This is a genomic window from Sphingobium sp. LB126, from assembly GCF_002795205.1.
GTDB lineage: Bacteria > Pseudomonadota > Alphaproteobacteria > Sphingomonadales > Sphingomonadaceae > Sphingobium > Sphingobium chungbukense.
Window position 1 is genome coordinate 887,212 of record NZ_NETV01000002.1, and the last position, 23,772, is coordinate 910,983.

20 protein-coding genes are annotated in these 23,772 nt (G+C 61.2%); 13 read left to right on the forward strand and 7 right to left on the reverse strand.

The window, feature by feature from the left end; genetic code table 11:
• Positions 1-166: 166 nt before the first annotated feature.
• From CAF53_RS20110 to CAF53_RS20125, 4 genes are all read left to right on the forward strand, one after another.
• Positions 167-1,792, forward strand: coding sequence for an FAD-dependent monooxygenase (locus CAF53_RS20110; RefSeq protein ID WP_157801314.1), 1,626 nt, complete (start codon positions 167-169; stop codon positions 1,790-1,792).
• A complete protein-coding gene (locus tag CAF53_RS20115; protein ID WP_100239353.1) occupies positions 1,792-2,598 on the forward strand; it encodes an alpha/beta fold hydrolase in 807 nt (268 codons plus the stop codon). Before CAF53_RS20110 ends, CAF53_RS20115 begins: the two co-directional genes overlap by 1 nt.
• A gap of 35 nt (positions 2,599-2,633) precedes the next feature.
• Positions 2,634-3,416 carry an SDR family oxidoreductase gene (locus CAF53_RS20120; RefSeq protein ID WP_157801315.1) on the forward strand — a complete coding sequence of 261 codons (783 nt, stop codon included), beginning with the start codon at positions 2,634-2,636 and terminating at the stop codon, positions 3,414-3,416.
• 382 nt (positions 3,417-3,798) lie between these two features.
• Positions 3,799-6,045 (forward strand): TonB-dependent receptor, encoded by a 2,247-nt coding sequence (locus tag CAF53_RS20125; RefSeq protein WP_100239355.1) that lies wholly within the window; start codon positions 3,799-3,801, stop codon positions 6,043-6,045.
• Between the two features lie 312 nt (positions 6,046-6,357).
• Here the strand turns inward: CAF53_RS20125 and CAF53_RS20130 are convergent, their stop codons facing one another.
• From CAF53_RS20130 to CAF53_RS20145, 4 genes are all read right to left on the reverse strand, one after another.
• Positions 6,358-7,557: a cytochrome P450 gene (locus tag CAF53_RS20130; RefSeq protein WP_046764294.1), complete on the reverse strand. Its 1,200-nt coding sequence runs from the start codon at positions 7,555-7,557 to the stop codon at positions 6,358-6,360.
• Positions 7,558-7,797: 240 nt separating this feature from the next.
• On the reverse strand, positions 7,798-10,056 hold the full coding sequence (locus CAF53_RS20135) for a TonB-dependent receptor (protein ID WP_046764295.1): 2,259 nt from the start codon (positions 10,054-10,056) through the stop codon (positions 7,798-7,800).
• Positions 10,057-10,116: 60 nt separating this feature from the next.
• Positions 10,117-11,079: a fumarylacetoacetate hydrolase family protein gene (locus tag CAF53_RS20140; RefSeq protein WP_100239356.1), complete on the reverse strand. Its 963-nt coding sequence runs from the start codon at positions 11,077-11,079 to the stop codon at positions 10,117-10,119.
• Positions 11,080-11,169: 90 nt separating this feature from the next.
• A complete protein-coding gene (locus tag CAF53_RS20145; RefSeq protein WP_100239357.1) occupies positions 11,170-11,769 on the reverse strand; it encodes a VOC family protein in 600 nt (199 codons plus the stop codon).
• Positions 11,770-12,085: 316 nt separating this feature from the next.
• Here CAF53_RS20145 and CAF53_RS20150 point away from each other — a divergent pair, with 316 nt between their 5' ends.
• The 8 genes from CAF53_RS20150 (at position 12,086) to CAF53_RS20185 (ending at position 19,607) form a co-directional block, all read left to right on the forward strand.
• A complete protein-coding gene (locus CAF53_RS20150; protein ID WP_046764416.1) occupies positions 12,086-12,385 on the forward strand; it encodes an antibiotic biosynthesis monooxygenase in 300 nt (99 codons plus the stop codon).
• Complete coding sequence (locus CAF53_RS20155) at positions 12,385-13,467, forward strand: amidohydrolase family protein (RefSeq protein ID WP_197707494.1); 1,083 nt, start codon at positions 12,385-12,387, stop codon at positions 13,465-13,467. Before CAF53_RS20150 ends, CAF53_RS20155 begins: the two co-directional genes overlap by 1 nt.
• Positions 13,464-14,516 carry an aldo/keto reductase gene (locus tag CAF53_RS20160; RefSeq protein WP_100239358.1) on the forward strand — a complete coding sequence of 351 codons (1,053 nt, stop codon included), beginning with the start codon at positions 13,464-13,466 and terminating at the stop codon, positions 14,514-14,516. The genes CAF53_RS20155 and CAF53_RS20160 overlap by 4 nt, the downstream gene beginning before the upstream one ends.
• Before the next feature lie 211 nt (positions 14,517-14,727).
• Positions 14,728-15,432: a CoA transferase subunit A gene (locus CAF53_RS20165; RefSeq protein ID WP_100239359.1), complete on the forward strand. Its 705-nt coding sequence runs from the start codon at positions 14,728-14,730 to the stop codon at positions 15,430-15,432.
• Positions 15,433-15,442: 10 nt separating this feature from the next.
• Positions 15,443-16,087 carry a 3-oxoacid CoA-transferase subunit B gene (locus CAF53_RS20170; RefSeq protein ID WP_100239360.1) on the forward strand — a complete coding sequence of 215 codons (645 nt, stop codon included), beginning with the start codon at positions 15,443-15,445 and terminating at the stop codon, positions 16,085-16,087.
• 64 nt (positions 16,088-16,151) lie between these two features.
• Positions 16,152-17,315, forward strand: a complete 1,164-nt coding sequence (locus CAF53_RS20175) for a thiolase domain-containing protein (RefSeq protein WP_100239361.1) — start codon at positions 16,152-16,154, stop codon at positions 17,313-17,315.
• 15 nt (positions 17,316-17,330) lie between these two features.
• A complete protein-coding gene (locus CAF53_RS20180; protein WP_100239581.1) occupies positions 17,331-18,500 on the forward strand; it encodes an alpha-hydroxy acid oxidase in 1,170 nt (389 codons plus the stop codon).
• A gap of 96 nt (positions 18,501-18,596) precedes the next feature.
• A complete protein-coding gene (locus CAF53_RS20185) occupies positions 18,597-19,607 on the forward strand; it encodes an amidohydrolase family protein (protein ID WP_100239362.1) in 1,011 nt (336 codons plus the stop codon).
• Between the two features lie 82 nt (positions 19,608-19,689).
• Here CAF53_RS20185 and CAF53_RS20190 read toward each other — a convergent pair whose 3' ends face one another.
• The 3 genes from CAF53_RS20190 to CAF53_RS20200 form a co-directional block, all read right to left on the reverse strand.
• Positions 19,690-20,055, reverse strand: a complete 366-nt coding sequence (locus CAF53_RS20190) for an antibiotic biosynthesis monooxygenase family protein (protein WP_100239363.1) — start codon at positions 20,053-20,055, stop codon at positions 19,690-19,692.
• Positions 20,052-20,951 (reverse strand): VOC family protein, encoded by a 900-nt coding sequence (locus CAF53_RS20195; protein WP_242443536.1) that lies wholly within the window; start codon positions 20,949-20,951, stop codon positions 20,052-20,054. The genes CAF53_RS20190 and CAF53_RS20195 overlap by 4 nt, the downstream gene beginning before the upstream one ends.
• Before the next feature lie 495 nt (positions 20,952-21,446).
• On the reverse strand, positions 21,447-22,175 hold the full coding sequence (locus CAF53_RS20200; RefSeq protein ID WP_100239364.1) for an FCD domain-containing protein: 729 nt from the start codon (positions 22,173-22,175) through the stop codon (positions 21,447-21,449).
• Positions 22,176-22,288: 113 nt separating this feature from the next.
• On the opposite strand from CAF53_RS20200, the gene CAF53_RS20205 reads away from it, so the two are divergent.
• On the forward strand, positions 22,289-23,770 hold the full coding sequence (locus CAF53_RS20205) for an FAD-linked oxidase C-terminal domain-containing protein (protein WP_100239582.1): 1,482 nt from the start codon (positions 22,289-22,291) through the stop codon (positions 23,768-23,770).
• The last annotated feature ends 2 nt before the right edge of the window (positions 23,771-23,772 follow it).

Consider the following 23,772-nt stretch of genomic DNA (forward strand, 5'->3'; position numbering starts at 1 on the left):
CCTCGTGCAGCGGTCGCAGGTATCGCGAAGCTTCTCTTGTCATCTGGTAGCGGCCCTTGGCGCCGACTAGCCACAATGCCGTCGGCTAAGGCCAATGCCACCGAACAGATGGGCGCAAAAACCTGGCTCCGCAACAGCAAGACCGGGATTGCAGTGGAGGGTGATCGTGGACAGCAAAGCGAGTGAATATCAGGTTATCGTCGCGGGCGCAGGACCCTGCGGCATGGCGGTGGCGATCGAGCTGGGGCTGCGCGGCATCCGCACGCTGATCTGCGAACCTCGCGCCTTCACCGACTATGGCATCGCCAAGGTGAACCTGGTGAATGGCCGCTCGATGGAGCATTTCCGTCGCTGGGGCATTGCCGATCGCCACCGCGCCAACGATCCGGTGCCTTCCGAAGTCGCCCGCGACCTTGTATTCTCCACCCGAGCCAACGGAAAGATCCTGTTCAAAGCCGAGGGCGCCTATGAATGGCGCGAACGCATGCCGATCGCTTCGGAAACCCCGGAATGGGCGCCGTTCGAGGCTATCGAGAAGACGCTTCGCGACAGGATCGGTGAACTCGGCACGGTGACATTCATCGAACATTCCAAAGTGATCGATTTCACGCAGAATGGCGATGGGGTCGAAGTCGTCTACGAAAAGGACGGAGAACGGATCACGGCGGGCGGCGACTATTTCATCATCGCCAACGGTCCCCATTCGCCGCAGCGCCGCAAGATCAACCTGCGGCTCGAAGGCGGCACGTTGTTCGACAATATTTCCTGGCGCTTCCATGCCCCGGAACTGAAGACTTTGTTCAAGGACACGCATCTCTGTTCGATGACGTTTTTCCTGAACGAAGACGCCTATGGCGATATATTGGTGCCCTATGGCAACGATTATTGGGGATATTACGTCTCTCCCATGCCGGAGGACATCGACCCCATGGACTGGTCCAAGGTCCGCGAGATGATGTTCCGCTCGGTCGGCCAGCGCTTCGAGACGAGCGACGAGCGCGGCTGGGTCTGGGGCAGCCATGCGCGCATGACGCGATCCTTCCATTTCGGCCGCGCCTTCCTGATCGGGGACGCCGCGCATCTGACCCCGCCCTTCGGCGGCTTCGGCATGAACATGGGCGTGGGCGATGCCGCCGACCTGGGGTGGAAGTTGGCCGCGATGCTGGAAGGTTGGGGCGGACCGAACCTGATGGAGAGCTACACGCTGGAGCGCTATCCGGTGTGCAAGTTCATCATCGAAGGATCGGCCCATAACAATACGGTATGGGGCAAGGCGATCGTCCGCCCGCATATGGAAGAGGATAGCGAGCGCGGCGAACAGATACGCGAGGACATCCGCAAATTCATCGTCGAGGAAAAAACGCAGCAATTCCGCAGCCACGGCGCGCAGTTCGGCTATCGCTACGCCGGTTCGCCCATCGTCATGGGCGACGGCGCCGAACCGCCGCCGATGACCTATGGCGATTATGTGCCCTCGTCAGTGCCGGGCTGCCGCGCGCCGCATGTGTGGCTGGGGAAAGACGATTCCCTTTACGATCATTTCGGCTGGGGCTTTTGCCTGCTGAAGCTGGATGCGCGGGCCGACACCGCGCCGCTGGAAAGCGCCGCGGCCGCGGCTGGCCTGCCGCTCAAGATCCTCGATCTGTCCGACCGGCCGGACGTCGTCGAACAATATGAGCGCAAGCTGACGCTCATCCGCCCCGATCAGCATGTCGCCTGGCGCGGGGACGAGGCACCCGACGATTGCGCCTATCTTGTCGACGTCGTGCGCGGCGCCGCGAGTTACGTGTGATGAAGGCGTATAAGCTCGACATCGGCGGTATCGACTATGCCTGCGTCGAGGCGGGGGAAGGACCGCTGCTGCTGCTCTGCCACGGCACGTTCGGGGGCAAGCGGCTCATGTTCCCTCAGCTCGAATATCTCAGCCGCCATTTCCGCTGCGTCGCGCTGGACTGGCGCGGGCATGGCGGATCGGGCCATACGCCCGGCGGCTGGACGGCCAACGATCTGGTGGAGGATGTCGCCGCGATCATCGGCGCCCTGGGCGAGAAGCGGGCGATGATCGCGGGCGTTTCCCAAGGCGGCGCTGTCGGCATGCGCGTTGCGCTGAAATATCCGGAGAAGGTGCGCGCGTTGGTGAATATGTGTGGGGGACCGGGAGGTCCTCCGCCAGCGGCGATCCGGCGTCTTTACGACCTTGCCGCGTTTTTCGCGGAGGAGCGGGACGAAGCCGTGCGCCGGGCAGCGGTGGTCGAATTCGCCGCCAGCTATTTCCACGCGCCCAGCTTCATCACACGCGAGCCGGAACGCTTTGCAGAGGAAGTCGACGTCATACTCTCCCACCCCCGCGAAAGCATCAGGCTGCTTCCTTGCGTACCGGAGAGCTATGTGGACATCACGCCCCGGCTGGGCGAAATCGCCTGCCCCACCCTGATCATCTGGGCGTCGGAGGAGGCGCGGAAGACGATGGGCGCCGATCTGGCCGCCGCCATTCCGGGCGCGGAACTGGTGACGATCCCGGATGCGGGCCACCATGTGAATGTGGACCAGCCCGAAGCGACGTCGGAAGCGATAGAGCGATTTTTGCTCCGCCACTGAATGAGCGAAGCGGGATGGTTCGACAGGAGAGCGGAATGGCCACAAGCGGTGATATTCTGGCAGGCAAGACCATTATCCTCATCGGCGGCGGAGGCGATATAGGAACGGCGACGGCACGGTTGCTGCTGTCGCGCGGCGCCGGGGTCGCGCTGTTCGACCGTTCGGCCGAAGCCCTGGAAAGGCTGCGCGCCGATGCGGGTGGGTCCGACAGGCTGTTTATCAGATCATGCGACGTCACCGATGAAGCAGACGTCCGATCCCGCTTTGCCGACGCGCACAGCCATTTCGGCGGCGTGCACGGCATCGTCAACGCGGCCGGCATCGAAGGGGCGCGCGGCCCGATCCACGAATGCGCGACCGCAATGTTCGACGCCGTGATGGCGGTGAACGTGAAAGGCGTTTTCCTGGGCATGAAACATGGCATCCCGCTGCTCCGGGAAAGCGGCGGCGGAGCGATCGTCAACGCCTGTAGCACAGCCGGCATCAAGGGCGTCGAGGGCATGGCCCCCTATGTCGCGAGCAAACATGCGGTGCTGGGACTGACGCGGAGCGGCGCGCTGGAATGGGGGCGCTATGGCATCCGGGTCAATTGCGTGGCGCCCGGCCCGGTGCAGGGGCGAATGCTGGAAGCGATCTATGCCCGGCATGCCGCCGACCCCAATTGGCCGAGCCTGGAGAGCCGCAAGGCGCTGAACCCATCGGGGCGCTTCGCCCGACCGGAAGAGATCGGTGAAGTCATCGCGTTCCTGCTGTCCGATGCGTCCAGCTTCATCAACGGAGCCTGCTATTCCGTCGATGGCGGCGTGTCGGCGCTTTGATGTATCGTCCATGCGCCGGCTGTTGATCGATGGCGGGTCCGAAGAAGCAATCTACGCTGATCGCATCGCTCCGCTTCAGGTATCGCCAAGTGTTTATTGCTATCTGACACCGCCTCACCTCTGGCGATAATATCTTCCACAAGACCAGTCCCGGATCATCGACGGAGGGTGAATGGCAGGAGGCTGCTTTCCCGCATTTGCCGGTTCGCAAAGTTCATCGAAGCGCCTACCGCTTGGGTGACGCCTCAGACTGACCAAGCGACTTATGAAGTTGGCGACGCTGGGCGCCATCCCGATGATGCGCATGCGCAGATCATTGGTGAACCCCATCTTTTCAGATATTTATCACGACCAACAGAGACAATAAACCGGGAGGACCTGAATGAAACCAATATTTCTTACAACGGCATGCAGCGTCGCCTTGATGGTGCCGGCGGCTCAAGCGCAGGATCAGACGACCGCCACCGCGCAGGCGATGCAAGGTGCCGAAGGCAAAAGCTCCGATCTGGGTATCGCAGACATCGTGGTCACTGCGCAGCGCCGATCCGAGCGCTTGCAGGATGTTCCCGTCGCGGTCACCGCAGCCACAGGTGATCGGCTGGCCGCGGTCGGCATTCAATCCTCGCAGGATCTGAGCGTCATCACCCCAGGTCTCACCATTCCGCAAACGTCGGGCTATTCCCAGCCGCGTATCCGCGGCGTCGGCACTTCGTCAAATGGGCCGGGCATCGAAAATCCCGTCGCCACCTATATTGACGGGGTCTACATTGCCAGCGCGCCCAGTTCCCTGCTGACGCTCAACAACATCCAGCGGGTCGAAGTACTCAAGGGGCCTCAAGGCACCCTGTTCGGACGCAATGCGACTGGCGGCCTGATCCAGATCGTCACCAAGGACCCGACGCATGACGCTGGCGGGGCGGTCAACCTCTCCTATGGCAATTATCAAACGGTCATTGCGGACGCCTATGTCACCGGCGGGCTTTCCGACACCATCGCGGCCGACCTTGCGGTCCGCTACGAACATCAGGACAAGGGCTTCGGCACCAACCTGTTCAACGGCAAGGAGGTCGGCAAGCTGGACCATGATTTCGCCGGGCGGATGAAGCTGCTGATCGAACCGAGCGAGCGGACGCAAATCCGCCTCGCCCTCGATTATGAATCCCGCGACAGCGACCGCGACATCCAGCATCTGGACACGACCCAGCAGCCCTTCAGCCCCTTCTATCTCGGTTTCGGCCCCTTCCCGCTGGGCGGCACCTACGACGTCAACCAGAATTATGAATTCCGCAACAAGCTGGAAGCGGGCGGCGTCTCGCTTCAGGTCGACCACGATCTGGGCGGCGTCGCGCTGAAGAGCATCACCGCCTATCGGAAATCGAAGTTCCAGTTCAACCTGGACCTGGATCTGCTGCCGATCGATGGCTTCACCGCATTCAGCATCGCCAAGTTCAATCAGTTCAGCCAGGAATTGCAGCTTTCCTCCAATGACTCCGGTCCGCTGAAATGGGTCGCCGGCCTTTATTATTTCCATTCGAAGGATGGTTGGCAGCCGATCGACATCGGCATCGGGCCGCTAGTGAATGTTCAGGCGCCAGGCGTTCCGTTTCACGTCATCGACGAGAATTATCAGAAGACCGACGCCCTCGCGGCCTATGCGCAGGCAAGCTACGAGATATTGCCCCGTACGAACCTGACATTGGGCGGCAGGTACAATTATGAGCATAAGAGCGTCAGCGGAACGGAATCCTACACGGCGTTCGGCGCGCCCGCGGGAAGCGTGCCCTTCCCGGACACATCGCCTCCCGCTTCCGTGCCGACTAAGGCGACCTTCAAGCGCTTCAACTATCGCATCGCGCTCGATCATAAATTCGGCCCGGATATTCTTGGCTATATTTCCTATAATAGCGGGTTCAAGAGCGGCGGTTTCGTGCTTGCGAAGCGCGATGCCCAGCCGTTCAAGCCGGAGGACATCAAGGCGGCCGAAGTCGGCCTGAAGACCCAGTTCTTCGATCGCCGGGTGCGCCTCAACATCTCCGCCTTCCATTATGATTACAAGAATATCCAGGTGCAGCGGTTCGACGCCGGCAGCCAGTTGATCTATAACGGCGCCAAGGCCAGAATGTACGGCGTCGATCTGGATGGCGAGATCGTGCTCGCACATGGCCTGTCGCTGAACGGCGGCCTTTCCTACATCCATGACCGGTTCAAATCATTCCCCCTGGCGGATTCCAATGCGCCAAGGCCGGGCTGCCCCACCCCACCGCTGGGCGGCGTCGTGCAGTGCGAAGCGGCCGGCAACAAGCTGGCCCAGACGCCGACCCTGTCGTTCAATATCGGCGGCGATTATTCTATCGACACCAGCATCGGCACGTTCGCGCTGAATGCGACCTATTTCCGCCAGAGCAAGGTCTATGCGGCAGCGGATAACATCGCCTTTCAGAAAGCTTATGACCTGATCAATACGTCGATCTCCTGGACCGACAAGAGCGATCATGTCACGGTCAAATTGTGGGGCAGGAATCTTGGCAAGACGGTCTACACGACGTCCCTGATCGAAGGCTTCACCGGGCTGGACGTCGCTTACGGCTATCCTCGCACCTATGGCGTGACCGCCGGTTTCAAATTCTAGGGCATCGTGCGCGAAAACGGGAACCGGTTTTGCGTTTAGAGCGGATTCCGATCTGATTGAATCAGATCGGAATCCGCTCTAAGTCTTTTATTTACCGCGATTTCTTAACCGTCAGATGATGCCATCTGACTGGAAATCGCTCTAAAAGGATGCGATGAGAAAGAAGTAGAGAGCGCGACTTGCGTCCGATTTACGCAGCGCGCTCTCGGTCAGGAGGAACCGGACCCTTTCCCTCTCACCGCAAGCGCGGCGGGATGGATTTTCTTTGGCAAGATCGGCCACAAGAAAACGAACCGCCTACCGCAATTTGCCTCAGGCCGGATCGACGTTCAGGATAAGCCGGTCACGGCCACGGATCAGATTGTGCATGACCATCTCCTCCTCGACGAGATGGAAACGCTTCACGCGCCGGACCAGCACGTCGAGCATCGTCCGGATTTCCAGTTTGGCAAGATGCATGCCGGCACATAAATGCATGCCATAGCCGAAGGCGACATGATCCCGCGCATCGCGCGCGATGTCGAATTTTTCCGGATCCTCATACCGCCGCTCATCGCGGTTGCCGCTGGCATAGACCATCAGCGCCCAATCGCCCCTATGCATGTGGGCGCCGCCGTCCATATCATAATCCCGCGTCAGTCGGCGGCCAAATGCCCGCACGGGCGATTCCAGCCGCAAAGCCTCCTCGATCGCCCTGTTCTTCAATTCCGGATCACTGCGCAGCCGGTCCCATTGTTCCGGATGCCGGGCAAAAAGCGACAGGGCATTGCCAAGTCCGTTGATCGTCGTGTCGAGGGCTGGGCCCGTATAGTCCATCATCATCTTTCGGGCCTCGTCATGCGACAGGTCGCCCGCATCGGCGGCGCGGAACAGCCCCGCAGCCCATCCCTGCGGGTCGAGCGCCTCGCGCGGCAGGTTGTGCAGATAGGTGAAGGCCTCGATCGCTATCTCGATACCCGACAATGTTCGGGGATGTCCTTCGGGACCGAGCGCGTCGAAAAGCCCACCCGCCCAACGCAGCATGTTTGCCTTGCCCTCGTCCGTCAGGCCGACAAGGTCCGTGACGACCGTCAGCGGCAGGAACTGCGCAAGCTCGGGGATCGCATCGAACGCCCCCTTCGCGACGAGTTGGTCGACCCTCTGCTCGGCAAGCCCAGTCAATCGGTCCTTCAACGCGTTCAATGCGCCTGGCAGCAGCGGCCGGTTGAACACGCGACGCAGGCGGGCATGATCCGGATCGTCCGAAAAGATCATCACGCCTTCGCTGTTCTTGTTAGCCTCGGCGTTCATGCCGATCCCCGCCGTGGACGTGAAGGCTTCGGAAGCAAGGAGCGCCTCGCGCAATTCCTTGTGCCGGACGATCGCCCAGCATTCGTGGCGGGCGAGCCAGACCGCGGGGCCCAGATCGCGCAACTGATCATAATAGGGATAGGGGTTCGAAACGACCTCGTCCGACCAAAAGTCGATTTCGGAAACTGGAGTCCTGCTTTCGGTGGGTTGCGACACTTCCATGGCATCAATCTCCTGTTTACATGGCGATCAGGCGTGGGGTCCGTTGCGATCACATTGAATCGGAACAGGCCCCGTTATCCTTTTTTGCGCGATTTCCGAGCCGGGATATGTTCCATTTCATTCAAAATCACTCCAACAAACGACAATGTCGATCAGGACCCTTGATCCTGATCGACATAGGTTGAGAGCCCCGCTCGTCCCGCTCCATTTCAAGGAACACAGAGACCGGGAATATTATATTCAGAACGTCCTGGTCACGCTCAGGCCAAAGGTACGGGGCGCACCATAAGCAACCGTTCGAGAAAAGCCGAGCAGGCCCAAATTGGTGTTTGCCCCGGCGAAATAGGTGTCGTCGGTCACATTCTTGATGAAGGCGGTGGCCGACCATGCCGCGCCGGGTGAGGTCCAGCCGAGATAGAAATTCACCATGGTCCGGGACGGTTGGGACATTTCGACCGTGTTGAAGTGATTGAAATACACCCGGTCGAACCACGTCACATTGACACGCGGCGTGATGTCCCCGAAACCGGTCCCGATCCTGTATCCGACTTCGCCGCCCACCTGATATTTCGGTGCGTCAGGCAATTGGTTGCCCTTGAGGTTCTGCGAGCCCAGGTCGGCAAAGGCCGGATCGATGTCCCTGAATTCCTTGAACTTGCCATCGAGATAGGCCGCGTTGAGTTGCAGCGTCAGCGCGTCGGTGGGCTTCGCCGTAATTTCCGCCTCGATACCGCGAACACGCGCCTTCGTGGCATTTTTGGTGACGATATTGATCCCGTCGATGATGCTTTCCTGCAAATCCTTATAGTCATAGTTGAACGCCGACAGATTGATGCGGAGCCGACGGTCGAACAGGTCGGCCTTGATCCCCGCCTCGTAATTGGTCAACTTTTCCGGCCGGAATGCCGGTTGTATGCCACCGACATTATAACCGCCCGCCTTGAAGCCGCGCGAATAGGTGGCGTAGAGATAGATGCCGGAGCCCGCCTTGTAGCTGAGCGTGACCTTGGGATCGAACGAGTCCCAGCTTGCCGACTGCGAACCCGCGCCGTTTCCGAACAGGCCGTTGGCGGGGTCGAATCCCGGACGAAGGGCATTGTCGAGTATGAAGGGGCTGAGAACGTCCACCTGATGCTGCTCGAAAATCACCTTCTTCTCGTCGCTGTAGCGTGCGCCGACGTCCAGCTCGAGCTTTTGGGTCAGTCGGATATTGGCCTGCGCGAACACCGCCTTGGCATTGGTCTTCACCCGCCCGTAGGAACCGTAAAATTCGTAAAGCGCATCGGGATCGACCAGTCCGTCGACGTGGAATGCGGCGCCGAATACGCTGCCCTTGAACGGCACCTGGTTGGTGGCGCTGTTCCGTTCATGGAAATAATAGGCGCCGATGATGATGTCCGCGAAATCGCCAATCTTCTGGGCCAGACGAAGCTCGGTCGAGAAGACGTTCGATGCCTCGTCGATATACATTTGCGACAACTCGGCGGCGGACCCGTCGATATTGGTCCTCTGCGAAGCCGTGAAGTGACGATAGGCGGTCAGCAAGGTCATGGTCGTGCTGTCCGACAGGTCCAGGTCCGCCTGACCCGAAAAGCCATAGGTCTCGATCCGCCGGCGCGGGCCGAAACCGGCGGCATCCTGCGGATCGTCCGGAACCTCCGCGCCCAGCAGTTCGACCGATGTCGGAATGGCCGAATTGCCCCGCCCGGCATAGCGATAGCCGCCGTCATTCTCTCGCGAAATGCTGTAATCGCCGGTCAGCCTGACCGTGAGCGTGGAGCCGGGATCGAACTTCAGCCTTGCGCGGACGCTGCGGGAATTCTCGTCATTCACGTCCGCGCCGGTCGTAATGTTCCTGCCATAGCCGTTGCGGTCGACGGTCCGGAAGGAAATCCGCGCCTGGACCGTCGGGGACAGCGGGCCGCCCACCGCGCCTTCCGTGCCGATCAGGCCATAATTGCCGACGCTGCCGGTAAAATAGCCGTTCAGGCTGTCGCCCGGATCACGGCTGAGCACATTGATCGTTCCGGCGATCGCGTTGCGTCCATAAAGCGTTCCTTGCGGCCCGCGCAGCACCTCCACGCGATCTATGTCGTAGAAGCCGAGCAATGCCGCCTGGTTCCGCGCCAGATAGATGCCGTCCTGATAAAGTGCGACGCGCGGTTCGCCACCGGGGGAAATGGCATTATAGCCGATACCGCGAATGGAAATCTTCGCATCGCTGCTGACACGATTGAAATTCAGGTTCGGAATATTGGAACTGAGGCTTTCGATATTGGTGATGTTCTTCTCGCGCAGCGCTTCGCCGCCCACCGCCGAAATCGCGATAGGCGTGGTCTGCACCGAAGACAGGCGCCGCTCCGCCGTGACGATGATGTCGATAATTCCGCTTTGCGCGGGCCCGGTCTGCGCTCCGGCGGATTGGTCTTGCGCGATGGCCGCGCCGTGCATCGCCACCGATACGATCGCGACGGTCGAAAGCAAAATCCCTCTCATCATTTCCCTCTCCCCTGTTAGGGTCCGTTTTCATTATCGTTTGGTTATCGAGTTGGATCGGAACTAGTGCGCGCGAACCACCCGGTTCCTAAGAATACCGATCTTCTCGACCTCCAGTTCGACGGTATCGCCCGCGGACAAGGACCGCCCCAGCTCGAAACCGCAGCCGCCCAGCACTGTGCCGGAGCCAAGCACCTCGCCGGGCAAAATGGTCTTTTCACGGCTGAATTGCGCGATGGCGTCTTCGAACTTGTGATACATGGAACCGGTGTTGCCGCGGGTCCATTGCTCGCCATTGATCGTCGCGGTCATGACCAGATCATAGGGATCTTCCATCTCGTCCGGCGTGGCGATGCACGGCCCCAATCCCCAGCTCCCCGGAAAATCCTTGCCCTCGCCCGGCCCGTTCATGGTGTACATCAGCGGCATCTGCACATCGCGGGCCGACCAGTCATTGAGAATGGTATAGCCGAAGATATGCTCTCTCGCCCTCTCCCGCGAGACATCCCTGGCCGGTCGGCCGATGACGCAGGCCCATTCCAGTTCGAAGTCGATATAGTCCGAATAGCTTGGCCACAATATGTCCACGCCCGTCCCGCTCACCGACGTGTGGTCCGCGTTGTAATAGACGCACTGCTTCTTGAAAGTCGGGTTGAGATGATATTTGCCGGACGCGATCAACCGATCATAGGCCGCTTCGGGATCGCCCTCCTCGGCCGCCGCCCGTCGCGCCATCTGTTCCAGTACGATTTCCATATGCTCCAGCATGAGGCTGCAATCGCGCAGGCGGACGGGCTGTGGCAGCGGCGCCAGGATCGACACATCCGCCAAGGCGCGCAGGGCGCTGGCATCCGCTTTGCCGATTGTGGCGCGCGCGGCGTCCCACGCCTGCGGACCTGCATCGATCAGGATCTGCATCGACGCGAATGCCGGAACCGGGTTCGCCGCCGCCAGATCGAGCAGCTGGTCCTCCACCAGCGCGCCTAGCCGCTGTCCGTCCTGATTGGCAAAGGTAACCAGCTTCATGACAACTCCATGGAGTAGGGTTTTCGAACCCGCCCCCGGCAGGATCGAATGACATCTCGCCCGCGTCAGCGCCGATACGGCGCGCTGCGACTATTCGGGAAAGGGCGGCGGCATGACTTTCGCGATGTCGACGCGCCACTGCCGGATCGATTTGAAACCGGGACTGGAACGGCACATATCCTCGGTTTCCCGAATGATCTCTTCGTCGCTCTTGTTCAAATCGAGCGGGACGTAAAATGGCTGGTCGGCATACCAGTCGGTATCGACGAAGAATTCGATATAATTGCCCTCCGGATCATGCGCGTAGACGCTCCACGCATTGCCGTGCGTCGCGGCGGTGATCTCCGTCGCGCTGCTTGCTTCCAGCCGATTTTTCATGTCGCGCAAGTCGGCAAGGGACGGCATCTTGAAGGAGATCTGCTGGATGACCGGCCCGAATTTGGGATTGATCGTGTTCCTGGGCAAATGTACCGGGCGGCCGTTCGTCAACACGATCTGGTGATGGTCCTCCGGATCGCGCGACATGAAAACGACCTTGAGATCGCCGAAATCGCCCTGGTCGGTAATCGCAAAACCGAGCACATCGACATAGAAGCGCGCCATCATGTCCACGTCGGTCGCGACCAGGCCGATGTGCGAAAATTTCAGCATCGGCGGGGATTTTGCGGTAGCTCCGGCTTCTTGTGTCATAGCTCTCCTCCCGGCTGCTTGTCGCATGCCGCCTGTCCTCTCTTCTATGCAGACGGCGAAGAGCCGTCAGATGAGAAGTCCCCTACCCCGATACCCAGAATAGCGACCTCGCCCTGCCAATGCTCGATTTTCCGCGTGAAACAGCGGCGCGGCATCCGGCCTCCGTCCGCGGCGGGATTGGCTTGCAGAACCTCGCACCCCTGATCCAGGTATCGGCCGTCCCATTTTCTGATCGCCTTCCGGCCGTCCGCCTATTTTAATGAATGACCAACGCAATCCTGCGGAGCGGAATGTTTGGGAAGAGGGCTATCGGAAAATGGTCATAGAAAATGCTGTCATCGCCGTCGCGCCCGACCACGCCCCCGCTTTCGAGCAGGCCGTTGGCGAATGCGTGGAGATTTTCCGCGCAGCCGATGGATGTCTTGGCATGGCGCTCGACCGCATTGTCGATCAGCCGGGCCGATACAGGCTGCTGATCAAATGGGAAAGCAAGGCCCACCATGCGCCCCAATTCTGGGAATCGCCCGGCTTCCGGCAATGGCGGACGCATGTGGCGCATTTCTTCCTCGAAACCCCGATGCTCGAATATAATGAGCCAGTCGAGAATTATTTCTGATGTCATCCCTCGCCCAGCGCGAAGGGTCCGGCGACGGCATGAAATCCGAAGGGATGGACAGGCCCGACGAACAGCCGCTCTTCCCGGACCTGCCCGTGATCGACAGCGCTCATCATCTGGTCGACCGGGTCAGCGACGCCATCGCGCCGGTTCTGGGGCTGCGACGTTTCCTTATCGACGATTATCTCGATTATCTGGGCAGCAGCCATCATGTCATCGCGTCGATCGCAACCGAAGGCCTGTCCATGTATCGCGCGACCGGGCCGGCGGAACTGCGCTGCGTCGGAGAGACGGAATTTCTCAACGGGCAGGCCGCCATGGCGGCCAGCGGCCTTTACGGGCCCTGCCTGGTGGGGGCCGGCATCATTGCCGCCATCGATTGCCGAAGAGGCGACTGGGTGTCCCGCATATTGGAGCATCAGATCGCGGCGGCGCCGCAACGGCTGAAGGGCTTTCGCCAGTCCGCCCTGTGGGATGCTGACCCGTCGATCCTTGGCGGCATCTTCGATTGCGGGGAAAGCCTCTATCGTCAGGACGAATTTCTCCGCGGCTTTGCCCATATTGCGCGGTCGGGATATTGCTTCGACGCCTTCGTTCTCGCCCCCAAATTGTCCGATGCGCTTTTTCTCGCCTCGCGCTTTCCCGATGCGCCGATCGTCCTCAACCATGTCGGTCAGCCGATCGGCATAGGGGCGCATGGCGGGCGCCTTGCGGAAGAATTTCCGCAATGGCGGCGCGACATGGCCAAGATCGCGGCCTGCGAGAATGTTTCGGTCAAGCTGGGTGGGCTGGGGTCCTATCTGCTGGGATCGAGCCTGTTCAGGGCGCAGCCGCCCGCAAGCTCGGAGCAAATGGCCGCGCAATGGCGGCCCTATGTGGAAACCGCCATCGACCTGTTCGGGGCCAGCCGCTGCATGTTCGAAAGCAACCGCCCCACCGACGATGTCGGCGGCTTCGGTACGCTGTGCAACGCCTATAAGCGCATCACGGCAGGCTGCTCCGCAGACGAGCGGCGCCAGATTTTCGCCGGCACCGCGAACCGCATCTATAATCTTGAAATCGAGGAGCTTTCCCGGCCATGAAATATAAGCAGATGGGATCGACAGGCCTGTTCGTGTCCGAAATTTGCCTTGGCGCCATGACCTTTGGCGGCGATCCGGATGCGCAGGCCTTTCGCGGCATGGGCCATATGACCCAGGCGCAAGTCGACGCCGTGGTCGGACGCGCGCTGGACGCCGGGGTGAACTTCATCGACACGGCGGACACCTATTTCCAGGGCCAGTCCGAACGCATGCTGGGTCAGGCGCTCAAGAATCTGGGCGTTGCGCGGAAGGATGTGGTCATCTCCACCAAGACGTCCGGGATCGTGGGGAGCGGCCCGAACGACCGGGGCGCATCGCGAGGGCACATCATGGATGCGGTCCGGTTCAGCCTGGAGCGGCTTCAGACCGACCATATCGATCTTTATCAGATTCACCAGACCGATACCGTCACCCCGCTGGACGAGACCCTGCGGGCGCTGGACGATCTGCGCAGCCAGGGGCTGATCCGTTATTTCGGAGCGTCGAACTGGCATGGCTGGCGGATCGCCCGGGCGATCGGCATCAGCGAAGCCAGAAATTACGGCCGGCTGGAAACGATACAGGCCTATTATTCGATAGCCGGGCGCGACGTGGAAAGGGAAATCGTGCCGCTGATCGAGGCCGAGGGACTGGGCCTGATGGTCTGGTCGCCACTGGCCGGCGGGCTGCTGTCGGGCAAGTTCGGGCCGGGCGCCCCCGCGCCGGAAGATTCGCGGCGCGCCACGTTCGATTTCCCGCCAGTCGATACGGAGCGCGCATGGCCCATCGTCGCGGTCATGCGCGAGATTGGGGATGCGCGCGGCGTATCCGTGGCGCGGGTAGCGCTGGCGTGGACGCTGGCGAAGCCGCATGTGATGTCGGTCATCATCGGCGCGAAGAACGGCGATCAGCTTGACGACAATCTCGCCGCGGTCGAGTTGGCCCTGTCGCCCGAGGAGATGAAACGGCTGGACGATGTCAGCGCCCTAAAACCGGAATATCCCGGCTGGATGCTGACCTTCCTGGGTGATAGCCGGATACCCAAGCCGTTCGAGCCAAAGCGGCAATGAAGGGAACGGTGCCTCTCTGAAGGCCGATTCCACCTATCCCATCCAGGTCGCGCACCATTTCCAGGTATCGCGAGACTGGAATCCTCATCTGACGAGCGGGCGTTTGATGCCCTAGTCGCCAGGCATGGCGAACGCCGCCCCGCCAAGGCCCATCCACCTGCATGAAGGGGCATGGCTCCTATCCGACCGGGACGAGGAACGAAGAGGAAGAATGACGAACAAGGTCTACAGGGATTCAGCTTCGGCGCTGACCGGCCTGCTGCGGGACGGCATGACGATCATATCGGGCGGATTCGGCATATGCGGCATTCCGGACTCACTGCTCGCCGCCATCGAGGATTCCGGCGTCAGGGATCTGACGATCGTCACGAACAATCCCGGGCTGGACGGCATGGGCGTCGGCCGGCTGGTGAATACTCGTCAGGTCAGGAAGCTCATCGCCTCCTATGCCGGGGAGAATGCGACCTTCGCGAAACAGTATCTCGCGGGGGAAGTCGAGCTGGAATATTGCCCGCAGGGTTCGCTGGTCGAACGCATCAGGGCGGGCGGTTCGGGCATTCCCGCCTTCTACACGCCGACCGGTGTCGGAACCCAGGTGGCCGAAGGCAAGGAAACGCGCCTCTTCGATGGGCGCGAATATCTGCTGGAGCGCGGGATATTCGGTGATCTGGCCGTGATCCACGCCTGGAAGGGCGATAGCGAGGGCAATCTGGTATACCGGATGACCGCGCGCAACTTCAATCCGGTGATGGCAACAGCGGCGAAGGTGACGGTCGCAGAGGTCGAGCATCTGGTGGAGCCGGGGGAGATCGATCCCGATCACATCATCACCCCCGGAATCTTCGTCAAGCGCATGGTGCAAGTGCCCGATCCCTACAAGCACATCGAAAAGCGCACCGTCCGCCAACGCGCCTGAGAGGAAGAACATGCCCTGGAATCGCGAACAAATAGCAGCCCGAGCCGCCCAGGAACTGAAGGACGGATTTTACGTCAATCTGGGCATCGGCATTCCCACGCTGGTCGCCAACATGATCCCGGAAGGCGTGTCGATCCAGCTTCATTCGGAAAACGGCATGCTCGGCATGGGGCCGTTTCCCTATGCGGGCGAGGAGGATGCCGACCTTATCAATGCGGGCAAGGAGACGGTCACGAAGATTCCGACCACGTCCTTTTTCGACAGCGCGATGAGCTTTGGCATGATGCGCGGCGGCCATATCGACATCTCGATCCTGGGCGGCCTCCAGGTGTCGGAGAAGGGCGACCTCGCCAACTGGACCATCCCCGGCAAGATGGTGAAGGGCATGGGCGGCGCGATGGACCTGGTTGCCGGCGTGCCGCGCATCGTCGTCGTGATGGAGCATGAGGCGAAGGGCCAGTCCCGGATCGTCAGCGAATGCACATTGCCGCTGACGGGCAGGCAGGTGGTGGACCTGGTCATCACCGATCTCGCCGTGTTCGAGGTCGATCCCGCGCAGACGCCGTCGCTGAAGTTGATCGACCTGGCGCCCGGCGTTTCCGCCGGAGAGGTCAGGGAGAAGACCGGCGCGGCTTATGTCGAGGCCCTGAACTGAACGGCACACCGGACCGGCGCCGATCCGCCATGTCGCGGAACTGAAAAGACAAGGATGAGGAACGATGGAAGCTGTAATCGTTGGATGGGGACATTCGAAATTCGGCCGCTTCGACGCGCTCGGCCTGGAGGACCTCATCCATTCGGTCGCCAGAGAGGCGATGGAATCGGCGGGAATTGAAGGCAAGCATGTCGACGCCGTCTGGCTGGGGCATTTCAACTCCGGCCTGGTGCCCGACACATTCTGCTCGTCCATGGTGCTGAGCGCGGACCCCGGCTTGCGGTTCAAGCCCGCCAATCGCTGCGAAAATGCCTGCGCGACGGGTTCGGCGGCGGTCTATGCCGCCATCGACGCGATCCGCAGCGGCCGCGTGCGGGTGGCGTTGGTCGTCGGCGCGGAGAAGATGACCCATCAGAGCACCGCCGGGGTCACGCGCGCGCTGGCCGGCGCCGGCTACCAGAAGGATGAGGCGCATGTCAGCTTTCCGGAAGTGTTCGCCCGCTATGCGCACGCCTATGCCCACCATCATGGCGATCCTGTCGAGGCGATGGCGCATATCGCGGTGAAGAACCACGAGAACGCGCTGCTCAACCCCCTCGCCCAGATGCACCGTCCGCTGGAGCTGGACTATTGCCTCGCCCCGTCGGAGAAGAATCCGATGATCGCGCCGCCGCTCAAGGTCACCGACTGTTCGTTGATCTCGGACGGCGCGGCAGCACTGGTCATCGTATCCGACGACATGCTGTCCGATTTTCCGAAGGCGGCCGGTTTCCGCGCCTGGCAACAGGTCAATGACTATCTGCCGATGGCGGCCAAGGACCCGATCGCCTTCGCCGGTCCCAGGCGGGCGATCGCTCAGGCCTTTCGGCAGGCGGGGGTCACGGTGGACGACATCAGCCTTGCGGAAGTGCATGACTGCTTCACCATTGCCGAGCTGATGATGGTCGAAGCGCTGGGCCTCACACAACCCGGCAAGGCACGCGAAGCCGTGATCGAGGGGCAGACGCGGCGGGGCGGAAAGCTGCCGGTCAATCTTTCCGGCGGCCTCAAGTCGAAGGGGCATCCCGTGGGCGCGACCGGCGTGTCGATGCTCGTCACGGCGGCCCGGCAGGTGCTGGGCGAAGCGGGCGACATGCAACTGCCCGGGGCGTCGCTGGCGCTGACCGCCAATATGGGGGGAGACGCGGTCGCCACTTATGTGTCAATCGTGGAAGCGGTCAAAAACTGACGCCGGATCGGCATGATGACGAAAATGATTACCTGCATCGAGGATTTGCGGCTGCTCGCAAAGAGACGCGTGCCCCGCATGTTCTATGATTATGCCGATTCCGGTTCCTGGACCGAAAGCACCTACCGGGCGAACAGCCGCGACTTCGAAGCCATCAAGCTTCGGCAGCGCGTGGCGGTCGACATGACCGATCGCTCGCTTGCGACCACCCTTGTGGGGCATGACGCCACCATGCCGGTGGCGGTCGCGCCGGTGGGCATGCTGGGGATGCAGCATGCCGATGGCGAGATACTCGCGGCGAGGGCGGCGGCGAAGGCCGGCGTGCCCTTCACTCTCTCCACCATGAGCAACTGCTCGATAGAGGATGTCGCCCGGCATAGCGACCGGCCCTTCTGGTTCCAGATCTACGTCATGCGCGACCGGGACTTCAGCGACAGGCTGATCGACCGGGCCAAAGCGGCCGGCTGCTCCGCCCTCGTCCTGACCCTCGACCTGCAGATTTTGGGACAGCGCCACAAGGATATCCGCAACGGTCTCAGCACGCCGCCCAAGCCGACCCTGGCCAATCTGCTCAATCTTGCCAGCAAACCGCGCTGGTGCTGGAACATGGCGCGCACGCCGCGTCGCTCGTTCGGCAATATCGCAGGCCATGTCGAAGGCGTCGCGGATATCGGCTCCCTGTCGTCCTGGACCGCCTCCCAGTTCGATCCCTGCCTGAGTTGGGACGATGTGAAGCGGTTCCAGGACAGGTGGCAGGGCAAGCTGATCTTGAAGGGCATCCTCGACCCGGAAGATGCGGACAATGCCGCAAGGACCGGGGCGGAGGCGATCATCGTCTCCAACCATGGCGGCAGGCAACTGGATGGCGCGCCTTCGTCGATTTCCGCCCTGCCCGCTATCGTGGACGCCGTGGGGGACAGGATCGAGGTACTGATGGACGGCGGCATCCGGTCCGGCCAAGACATCATCAAGGCCATTGCCCTTGGGGCCAAGGGCATCCTGCTGGGCCGCTCCATCACTTATGGGCTGGGCGCGATGGGCGAGGCCGGGGTCCTCGTCGCGCTCGACATTCTCCGCAAGGAGCTGGACACGACCATGGCGCTCTGCGGGCTGCGCGACATCAAGGATGTCGACGCGCGCATCCTTGCCTCTGCCCCGCTTCAACCCGAGTTTGCGAGGCGGTGATCCCAAGGAATTCGACCCACGGTGCCGGACACCGGAGAGAAAATTCGTTGGAAACGGGCGCCGCCCTGTGCACAGGCACCATGAAGGAGAAAGCAGATGCCGATCCCTGGCGCAGCCTATAGCGAGCCCCCCCTTTCCCCGCATATTCCGCTTGTCGACACGCACCATCACTTCTGGGGGGAAGGCCATTTCGGCGCGGCCCGTTTCGGTTCGTTCCTTCCCGAGGATTTCATCGCCACGGTCGGCAGCAGCGGCCATAGGCTGGCCGCCACCGTCTATGTCGATTGCGGCTGGGCCTTCCGGGGCAGCGGGCCGGAGCATCTACGCTGCGTGGGCGAAACGGAATATGTAGAGACGGTCGCCGGGCAATTCGCTTCGACCGATAGCCCGGCCGGGCAATTATGCGCGGGCATCGTCGGCAGAGCCGACCTCATGCTGGGTGATGCCGTCGCGGACGTACTGGAAGCGCATCTGGAGGCGTCCCCGAGCCGGTTCCGCGGCATAAGAGAGTTGGTGGCCCATGATCCCGATGCCTATCAGGCACTCAAAATTCCGCCCGGAAAGCTATTGGACGCCCGTTTTCGTGCGGGCTTCGGCCGGCTGGCCCCCCTGGGCCTGAGCTGCGACCTGTTGTGCGCCCATGGCATGCTGGACGATGTCGTCGGCCTGGCCCGCGCCTTTCCGGACACATCGATCATCCTCGACCATCTCGCCGGGCCGGTCGGCATCGGCCGGTTCAGCGGCAAACGGCAGGAGGTGCTGGCGAACTGGCGGAACAGGATCGAAATCCTCGCCAGATTTCCCAACATCTCCATCAAGCTGAGCGGAGTGGGCGCGGATGTCATGGGCTTCGGATGGCACCATGGCGGCAGCGCCCCGGACAGCGCGACGGTTGCCGACGCCATATCCCCTTATATCCATGCCGCGGTGGACGCATTTTCACCGTCGCGCTGCATGTTCGGCAGCAATTTCCCGGTCGACCGGCAATCCTTCAACTATGGAGTGATGTGGAACGCCTTCAAGCGCGCCGCCACCCGCTACTCCAACGAAGAGCAGCGCCAACTCTTCCTCGGCGCGGCGGCGCGCATCTATCGCCTGGTACTTTAGGCGTAAGGGGAGGGTCTGGAGCGTACGCTCCAGACCCTCCCCTTGCCTACTTTCCCACAATCCCATGCGACGGGAAACCGCTCTAATAGCGCAGCTTCGTCTCGCTGTGCTGAAGCCGCGGCGGCTCGGCAAAATATTCGCCGACATTGCCGCGCCATGCTGCAAATGCGGGCGAATTTCGGAAAATTTCCATATGATGGGCCAGCGTCTCCCATTGTATCAACAGCACGAAGACCCGCGGGTCTTCGATCTGATGATGAAGCTCAAGTCCGATAAATCCCGGAGCATTCTTGAACAGCTCCTCCGACGCCTTGACCCCTTTCATGAAATCGTCGGCGGTTCCCGGTTTGACCTTGAATTCCACTATCTCGGTAATCATCCGTTCTCCTTTCATGACGACTAAGCCGCTTCCCTTCTTACCTCGGGGTGGAAGACGTCGGGTCTTCATTCCAACTCGAAATTCCGCCCGAAATCCTCCGGCGGTTCCCCGCCCCAAAGAGTGAATCTGTCGTCCCGGCCATAGTCCTTCGGCTGCCAGTCGCAATCCGCAGGAATATAGTCCATGTCGGCGGAATATTCGCTATGGCTGCCCCAGGGATCGGTGGCGTAGTAGAAATAATTCGATCCCACCACATGCCTGCCCAAACCCCAACCTTTGTGATATCCGCTTTCCTGCATCTGTTCCGCGCCAAGGCCGACGTCGTTGATCGATCCGACGTCCCAGCTACAATGGTGAAAACCGGGACCGCCCGACTTCACGAAGGCGAACATATGATGCTCGCTGCCATGTGGACCATGCAGAAAAGCGCAAAAATCGCCTGAGCGGTCGGAAAGTCGCATGCCGAGCACTTTGGTGTAGAAATCGATCTTTTCTCCGACATCTGTCGTGTAGATCGCGACATGACTAAGGCGTCGCGGCCTGACACACGCGACATCTTTGCGTGACGGACAGGCGGCCACGCCTGCCCGGCCCGACATATCCGCCATACCGAAAACCGCCTTTTCCGTGGGGGATGATCGGGGTCTGACAGCGACTTCCACCCTATTGCCGTCTTCATCATGAAACCAGACGCCATCGTTTTCGCTCCCGGACGGCGGTGCGATAAGCGGAATGTTCAGCTGTTTGAGCCGGTCCCGAAATCGGTCCAGATCATCCTCATATATTCCAAACGACAAATGATCAAATTTCTTCCGTTTGCCTTCGCGCAACACACCCCAGCGATGCAAGCTGTCAAAGGTGTAAAGGCCCATGGCATCACCTTCCGCGCGAACCTCCAGTCCAAAAGCCGAATAAAATGCCGCCGCCTCGGCAAGATCTGGCACCGTGAAGGCAAAATGGTCCATGGAATGGACGCCGAGATAGTTGAACCGCCGCGCTTCCATCTGGGTGGACGATTTCTCAGTCATGGACCTATCTTCACCTCTCATCTAGTATATCTATCCTTCAATCCCCACCCGTTCGTATTTTTTGATTGACGGGATCGATCGCATTTGACCCGATTTGCTGATCTTCAAAATGAATCTCGTCTCCATAAATCACGGAGCCATAAGGGTAAGATGACGATTTGCGATTGGCGATACCCGAAATTCATCCTTCCGGTTATCTATGAAATCTGGAATTGTTTCGGCCACCCGTCAGCGGGCGCCTGACACGTCGATGGGCGGGGAGAGTTTTATCACCATAAAGCCCACCACCGATCCCCAGTGGCCGACATGATCACCAGCCGGTGGACAAAATGATAAATGGCGTAAGCCCTGACCGCTAGATTGCCGCGGTCCCGGCTGACCATGATGATGATCTGAATGATGAAGTGGACGGCCGCATCGAATCGCGAAATATCATTGGACCGCGAACAGATCTTTCGCAGCTTCTCTCAGATGGCTCTTCGAGAGCGATTTGGCAAGATCCGCGTCGCGGCCCATGATCGCTTGAACCACAGCATGATGGTCAGCATGGTATCGGTGCCGCTGAGCAATGGTTAACTTCCGGCGCTTCAATTCCTTCCACGCAGGTTCGATGCGCGCGTTATTGATCTCATGATAGATGTCCGCAAGCAGTCGATTTTTTGTGCTCAGCACGATCTGCATGTGGAGGAGCGCATCGATTTCTTCGAACGTTTCCAGTTCTTGCGCCAAATCCGCCTCGGCGAGATAGCGTTCCATGAGGTTGAGGTCTTCCCGCGTCGCCCGCACGGCGGCCATGGCGGCGGCAGTGGGCTCGATCATGGAACGCACCTCCATGATCTCTACCGGGCTGGCGCGGCGAATGAAGTCCGTCAGCAGCGATCGGCGTTCCGGTCGCAGATGGCCCTCGCCTTCCTCCATCGCGAGATCCGAAGAGACATAGGAGCCGCGCCCGACGTGGCGAGTGATCTTCCCTTCCAACTCCAATATCTTGAGGCCCCGTCGCAAGGTGTTGCGCGACGCCCCCAATGTCTCGGCCAGTTCGCGCTCCGTCGGCAGACGGTCACCAGGCAACCAGACGCGATCCCGGATATTCCGCTCGATCAGATCGATGATCGCCTGATCCGCGCTGCTCTTGCGCGCCAGGTGTGTCGGTCGGTGCATGCCATATCTCCAGATAGGCCGCTTGACAGCAGGCCGATTCAGCCCTTACCAAATTGGATCAATAATGCAAGAATTGGATCTACATTGGATCAGGAAACCGTCCCGTGCTGAAGATGCCCGCACCCGATGCGCTGGTGCTCAGCCGCCGGGAGGAGATCGTCGCAGCCCTGCGCGCTATCGTGCCCGGCGAGGGCGTGATTGCACAGGCCGCGGCACTACGTCCCTATGAGAACGACGGCCTGACCGCTTATCGCCAGCCGCCGATGGTCGTCGTCCTGCCCGAAACGGTGGCGCAGGTTTCAGCCATCCTTAGCTGGTGCCATGCGCAGGGGGTGAAGGTGGTGCCCCGCGGCGCGGGCACGTCGCTGTCCGGCGGCGCGCTGCCGCTGGCGGACGCGGTGCTGATGGGTATGGGCAAGTTCAACCGCGTGGTGGAGGTCGATTATAACAACCGCCTGGCCATCGTGCAGCCGGGCGTCACCAATCTCGCCATTACGCGCGCGGTCGAAGATCGCGGCTTTTACTACGCGCCCGATCCGTCGAGCCAGATCGCCTGCACCATCGGCGGCAATGTCGCGGAGAATTCCGGCGGGGTCCATTGCTTGAAATACGGCCTGACCACCAACAACGTGCTGGGCATAGAGATGGTGACGATGGCGGGCGAAGTACTGCGCTTGGGCGGCCGGCATCTGGACCCCGCCGGGTTGGACCTGCTGGGCGTGATGGTCGGGTCCGAGGGACTGCTGGGCATCGTCACCGAAGTCACTGTCCGCATCCTGCCGCGCCCGGAGACGGCGCGTGCCATGCTGGTCGGCTTTCCCTCTGTCGAGAGCGCGGGCCAGTGCGTCGCCGACATCATCGCTGAAGGGATCATTCCCGCCGGCATGGAGATGATGGACCGCCCCGCCATCCATGCCGCCGAAGCCTTTGTGAAAGTCGGCTACCCGCTCGACGTGGAAGCGTTGCTGATCGTCGAGCTGGACGGTCCCGCCGCGGAATGCGACCATCTGATCGAGGAGATCGCACGGATTTCCGGCCTAAACGGGGCGATGACCTCCCGCATCTCCACCAGTGAGGAGGAACGTGCAGCCTTCTGGGCAGGGCGCAAGGCCGCCTTCCCCGCGGTGGGCCGCCTCTCGCCCGACTATTATTGCATGGACGGCACCATCCCCCGCCGCCGCCTGCCCGAAGTGCTGCGGCGCATGGCGGAACTGTCGGAGCAGCATGGGCTGGGCGTCGCCAATGTCTTTCACGCGGGCGACGGCAATCTCCACCCGCTGATCCTCTATGACGCCAACAAACCGGGCGAACTGGAACGGGCGGAGGAGTTCGGCAACGACATCCTCCGCCTCTGCGTGGAGGTGGGGGGCGTGCTGACCGGCGAACATGGCGTGGGAGTCGAGAAGCGCGACCTGATGCCGGAGATGTTCAGCCAGACCGACCTCGACCATCAGCAGCGCATCAAATGCGCCTTCGACCCCGAACTGCTGCTCAATCCGGGCAAGGTGTTCCCGACCCTGCACCGCTGCGCGGAACTGGGCCGGATGCACGTCCACCGGGGCGAAGTCCCCTTCCCCGAACTGCCGCGGTTCTGACC

Bases quoted from the DNA above. Each gene is read 5' to 3' on its own strand.
- CAF53_RS20200 (WP_100239364.1), bottom strand. From the start codon at position 22,175: ATGCACCGACCGACACACCTGGCGCGCAAGAGCAGCGCGGATCAGGCG.
- CAF53_RS20160 (WP_100239358.1), top strand. From the start codon at position 13,464: ATGAAATATAAGCAGATGGGATCGACAGGCCTGTTCGTGTCCGAAATT.
- CAF53_RS20120 (WP_157801315.1), top strand. From the start codon at position 2,634: ATGGCCACAAGCGGTGATATTCTGGCAGGCAAGACCATTATCCTCATC.
- CAF53_RS20165 (WP_100239359.1), top strand. From the start codon at position 14,728: ATGACGAACAAGGTCTACAGGGATTCAGCTTCGGCGCTGACCGGCCTG.
- CAF53_RS20125 (WP_100239355.1), top strand. From the start codon at position 3,799: ATGAAACCAATATTTCTTACAACGGCATGCAGCGTCGCCTTGATGGTG.
- CAF53_RS20155 (WP_197707494.1), top strand. From the start codon at position 12,385: ATGTCATCCCTCGCCCAGCGCGAAGGGTCCGGCGACGGCATGAAATCC.
- CAF53_RS20180 (WP_100239581.1), top strand. From the start codon at position 17,331: ATGACGAAAATGATTACCTGCATCGAGGATTTGCGGCTGCTCGCAAAG.
- CAF53_RS20185 (WP_100239362.1), top strand. From the start codon at position 18,597: ATGCCGATCCCTGGCGCAGCCTATAGCGAGCCCCCCCTTTCCCCGCAT.
- CAF53_RS20170 (WP_100239360.1), top strand. From the start codon at position 15,443: ATGCCCTGGAATCGCGAACAAATAGCAGCCCGAGCCGCCCAGGAACTG.
- CAF53_RS20140 (WP_100239356.1), bottom strand. From the start codon at position 11,079: ATGAAGCTGGTTACCTTTGCCAATCAGGACGGACAGCGGCTAGGCGCG.
- CAF53_RS20145 (WP_100239357.1), bottom strand. From the start codon at position 11,769: ATGACACAAGAAGCCGGAGCTACCGCAAAATCCCCGCCGATGCTGAAA.
- CAF53_RS20175 (WP_100239361.1), top strand. From the start codon at position 16,152: ATGGAAGCTGTAATCGTTGGATGGGGACATTCGAAATTCGGCCGCTTC.
- CAF53_RS20195 (WP_242443536.1), bottom strand. From the start codon at position 20,951: ATGGACCATTTTGCCTTCACGGTGCCAGATCTTGCCGAGGCGGCGGCA.
- CAF53_RS20190 (WP_100239363.1), bottom strand. From the start codon at position 20,055: ATGAAGACCCGACGTCTTCCACCCCGAGGTAAGAAGGGAAGCGGCTTA.
- CAF53_RS20115 (WP_100239353.1), top strand. From the start codon at position 1,792: ATGAAGGCGTATAAGCTCGACATCGGCGGTATCGACTATGCCTGCGTC.
- CAF53_RS20135 (WP_046764295.1), bottom strand. From the start codon at position 10,056: ATGATGAGAGGGATTTTGCTTTCGACCGTCGCGATCGTATCGGTGGCG.
- CAF53_RS20130 (WP_046764294.1), bottom strand. From the start codon at position 7,557: ATGGAAGTGTCGCAACCCACCGAAAGCAGGACTCCAGTTTCCGAAATC.
- CAF53_RS20205 (WP_100239582.1), top strand. From the start codon at position 22,289: ATGCCCGCACCCGATGCGCTGGTGCTCAGCCGCCGGGAGGAGATCGTC.
- CAF53_RS20150 (WP_046764416.1), top strand. From the start codon at position 12,086: ATGGTCATAGAAAATGCTGTCATCGCCGTCGCGCCCGACCACGCCCCC.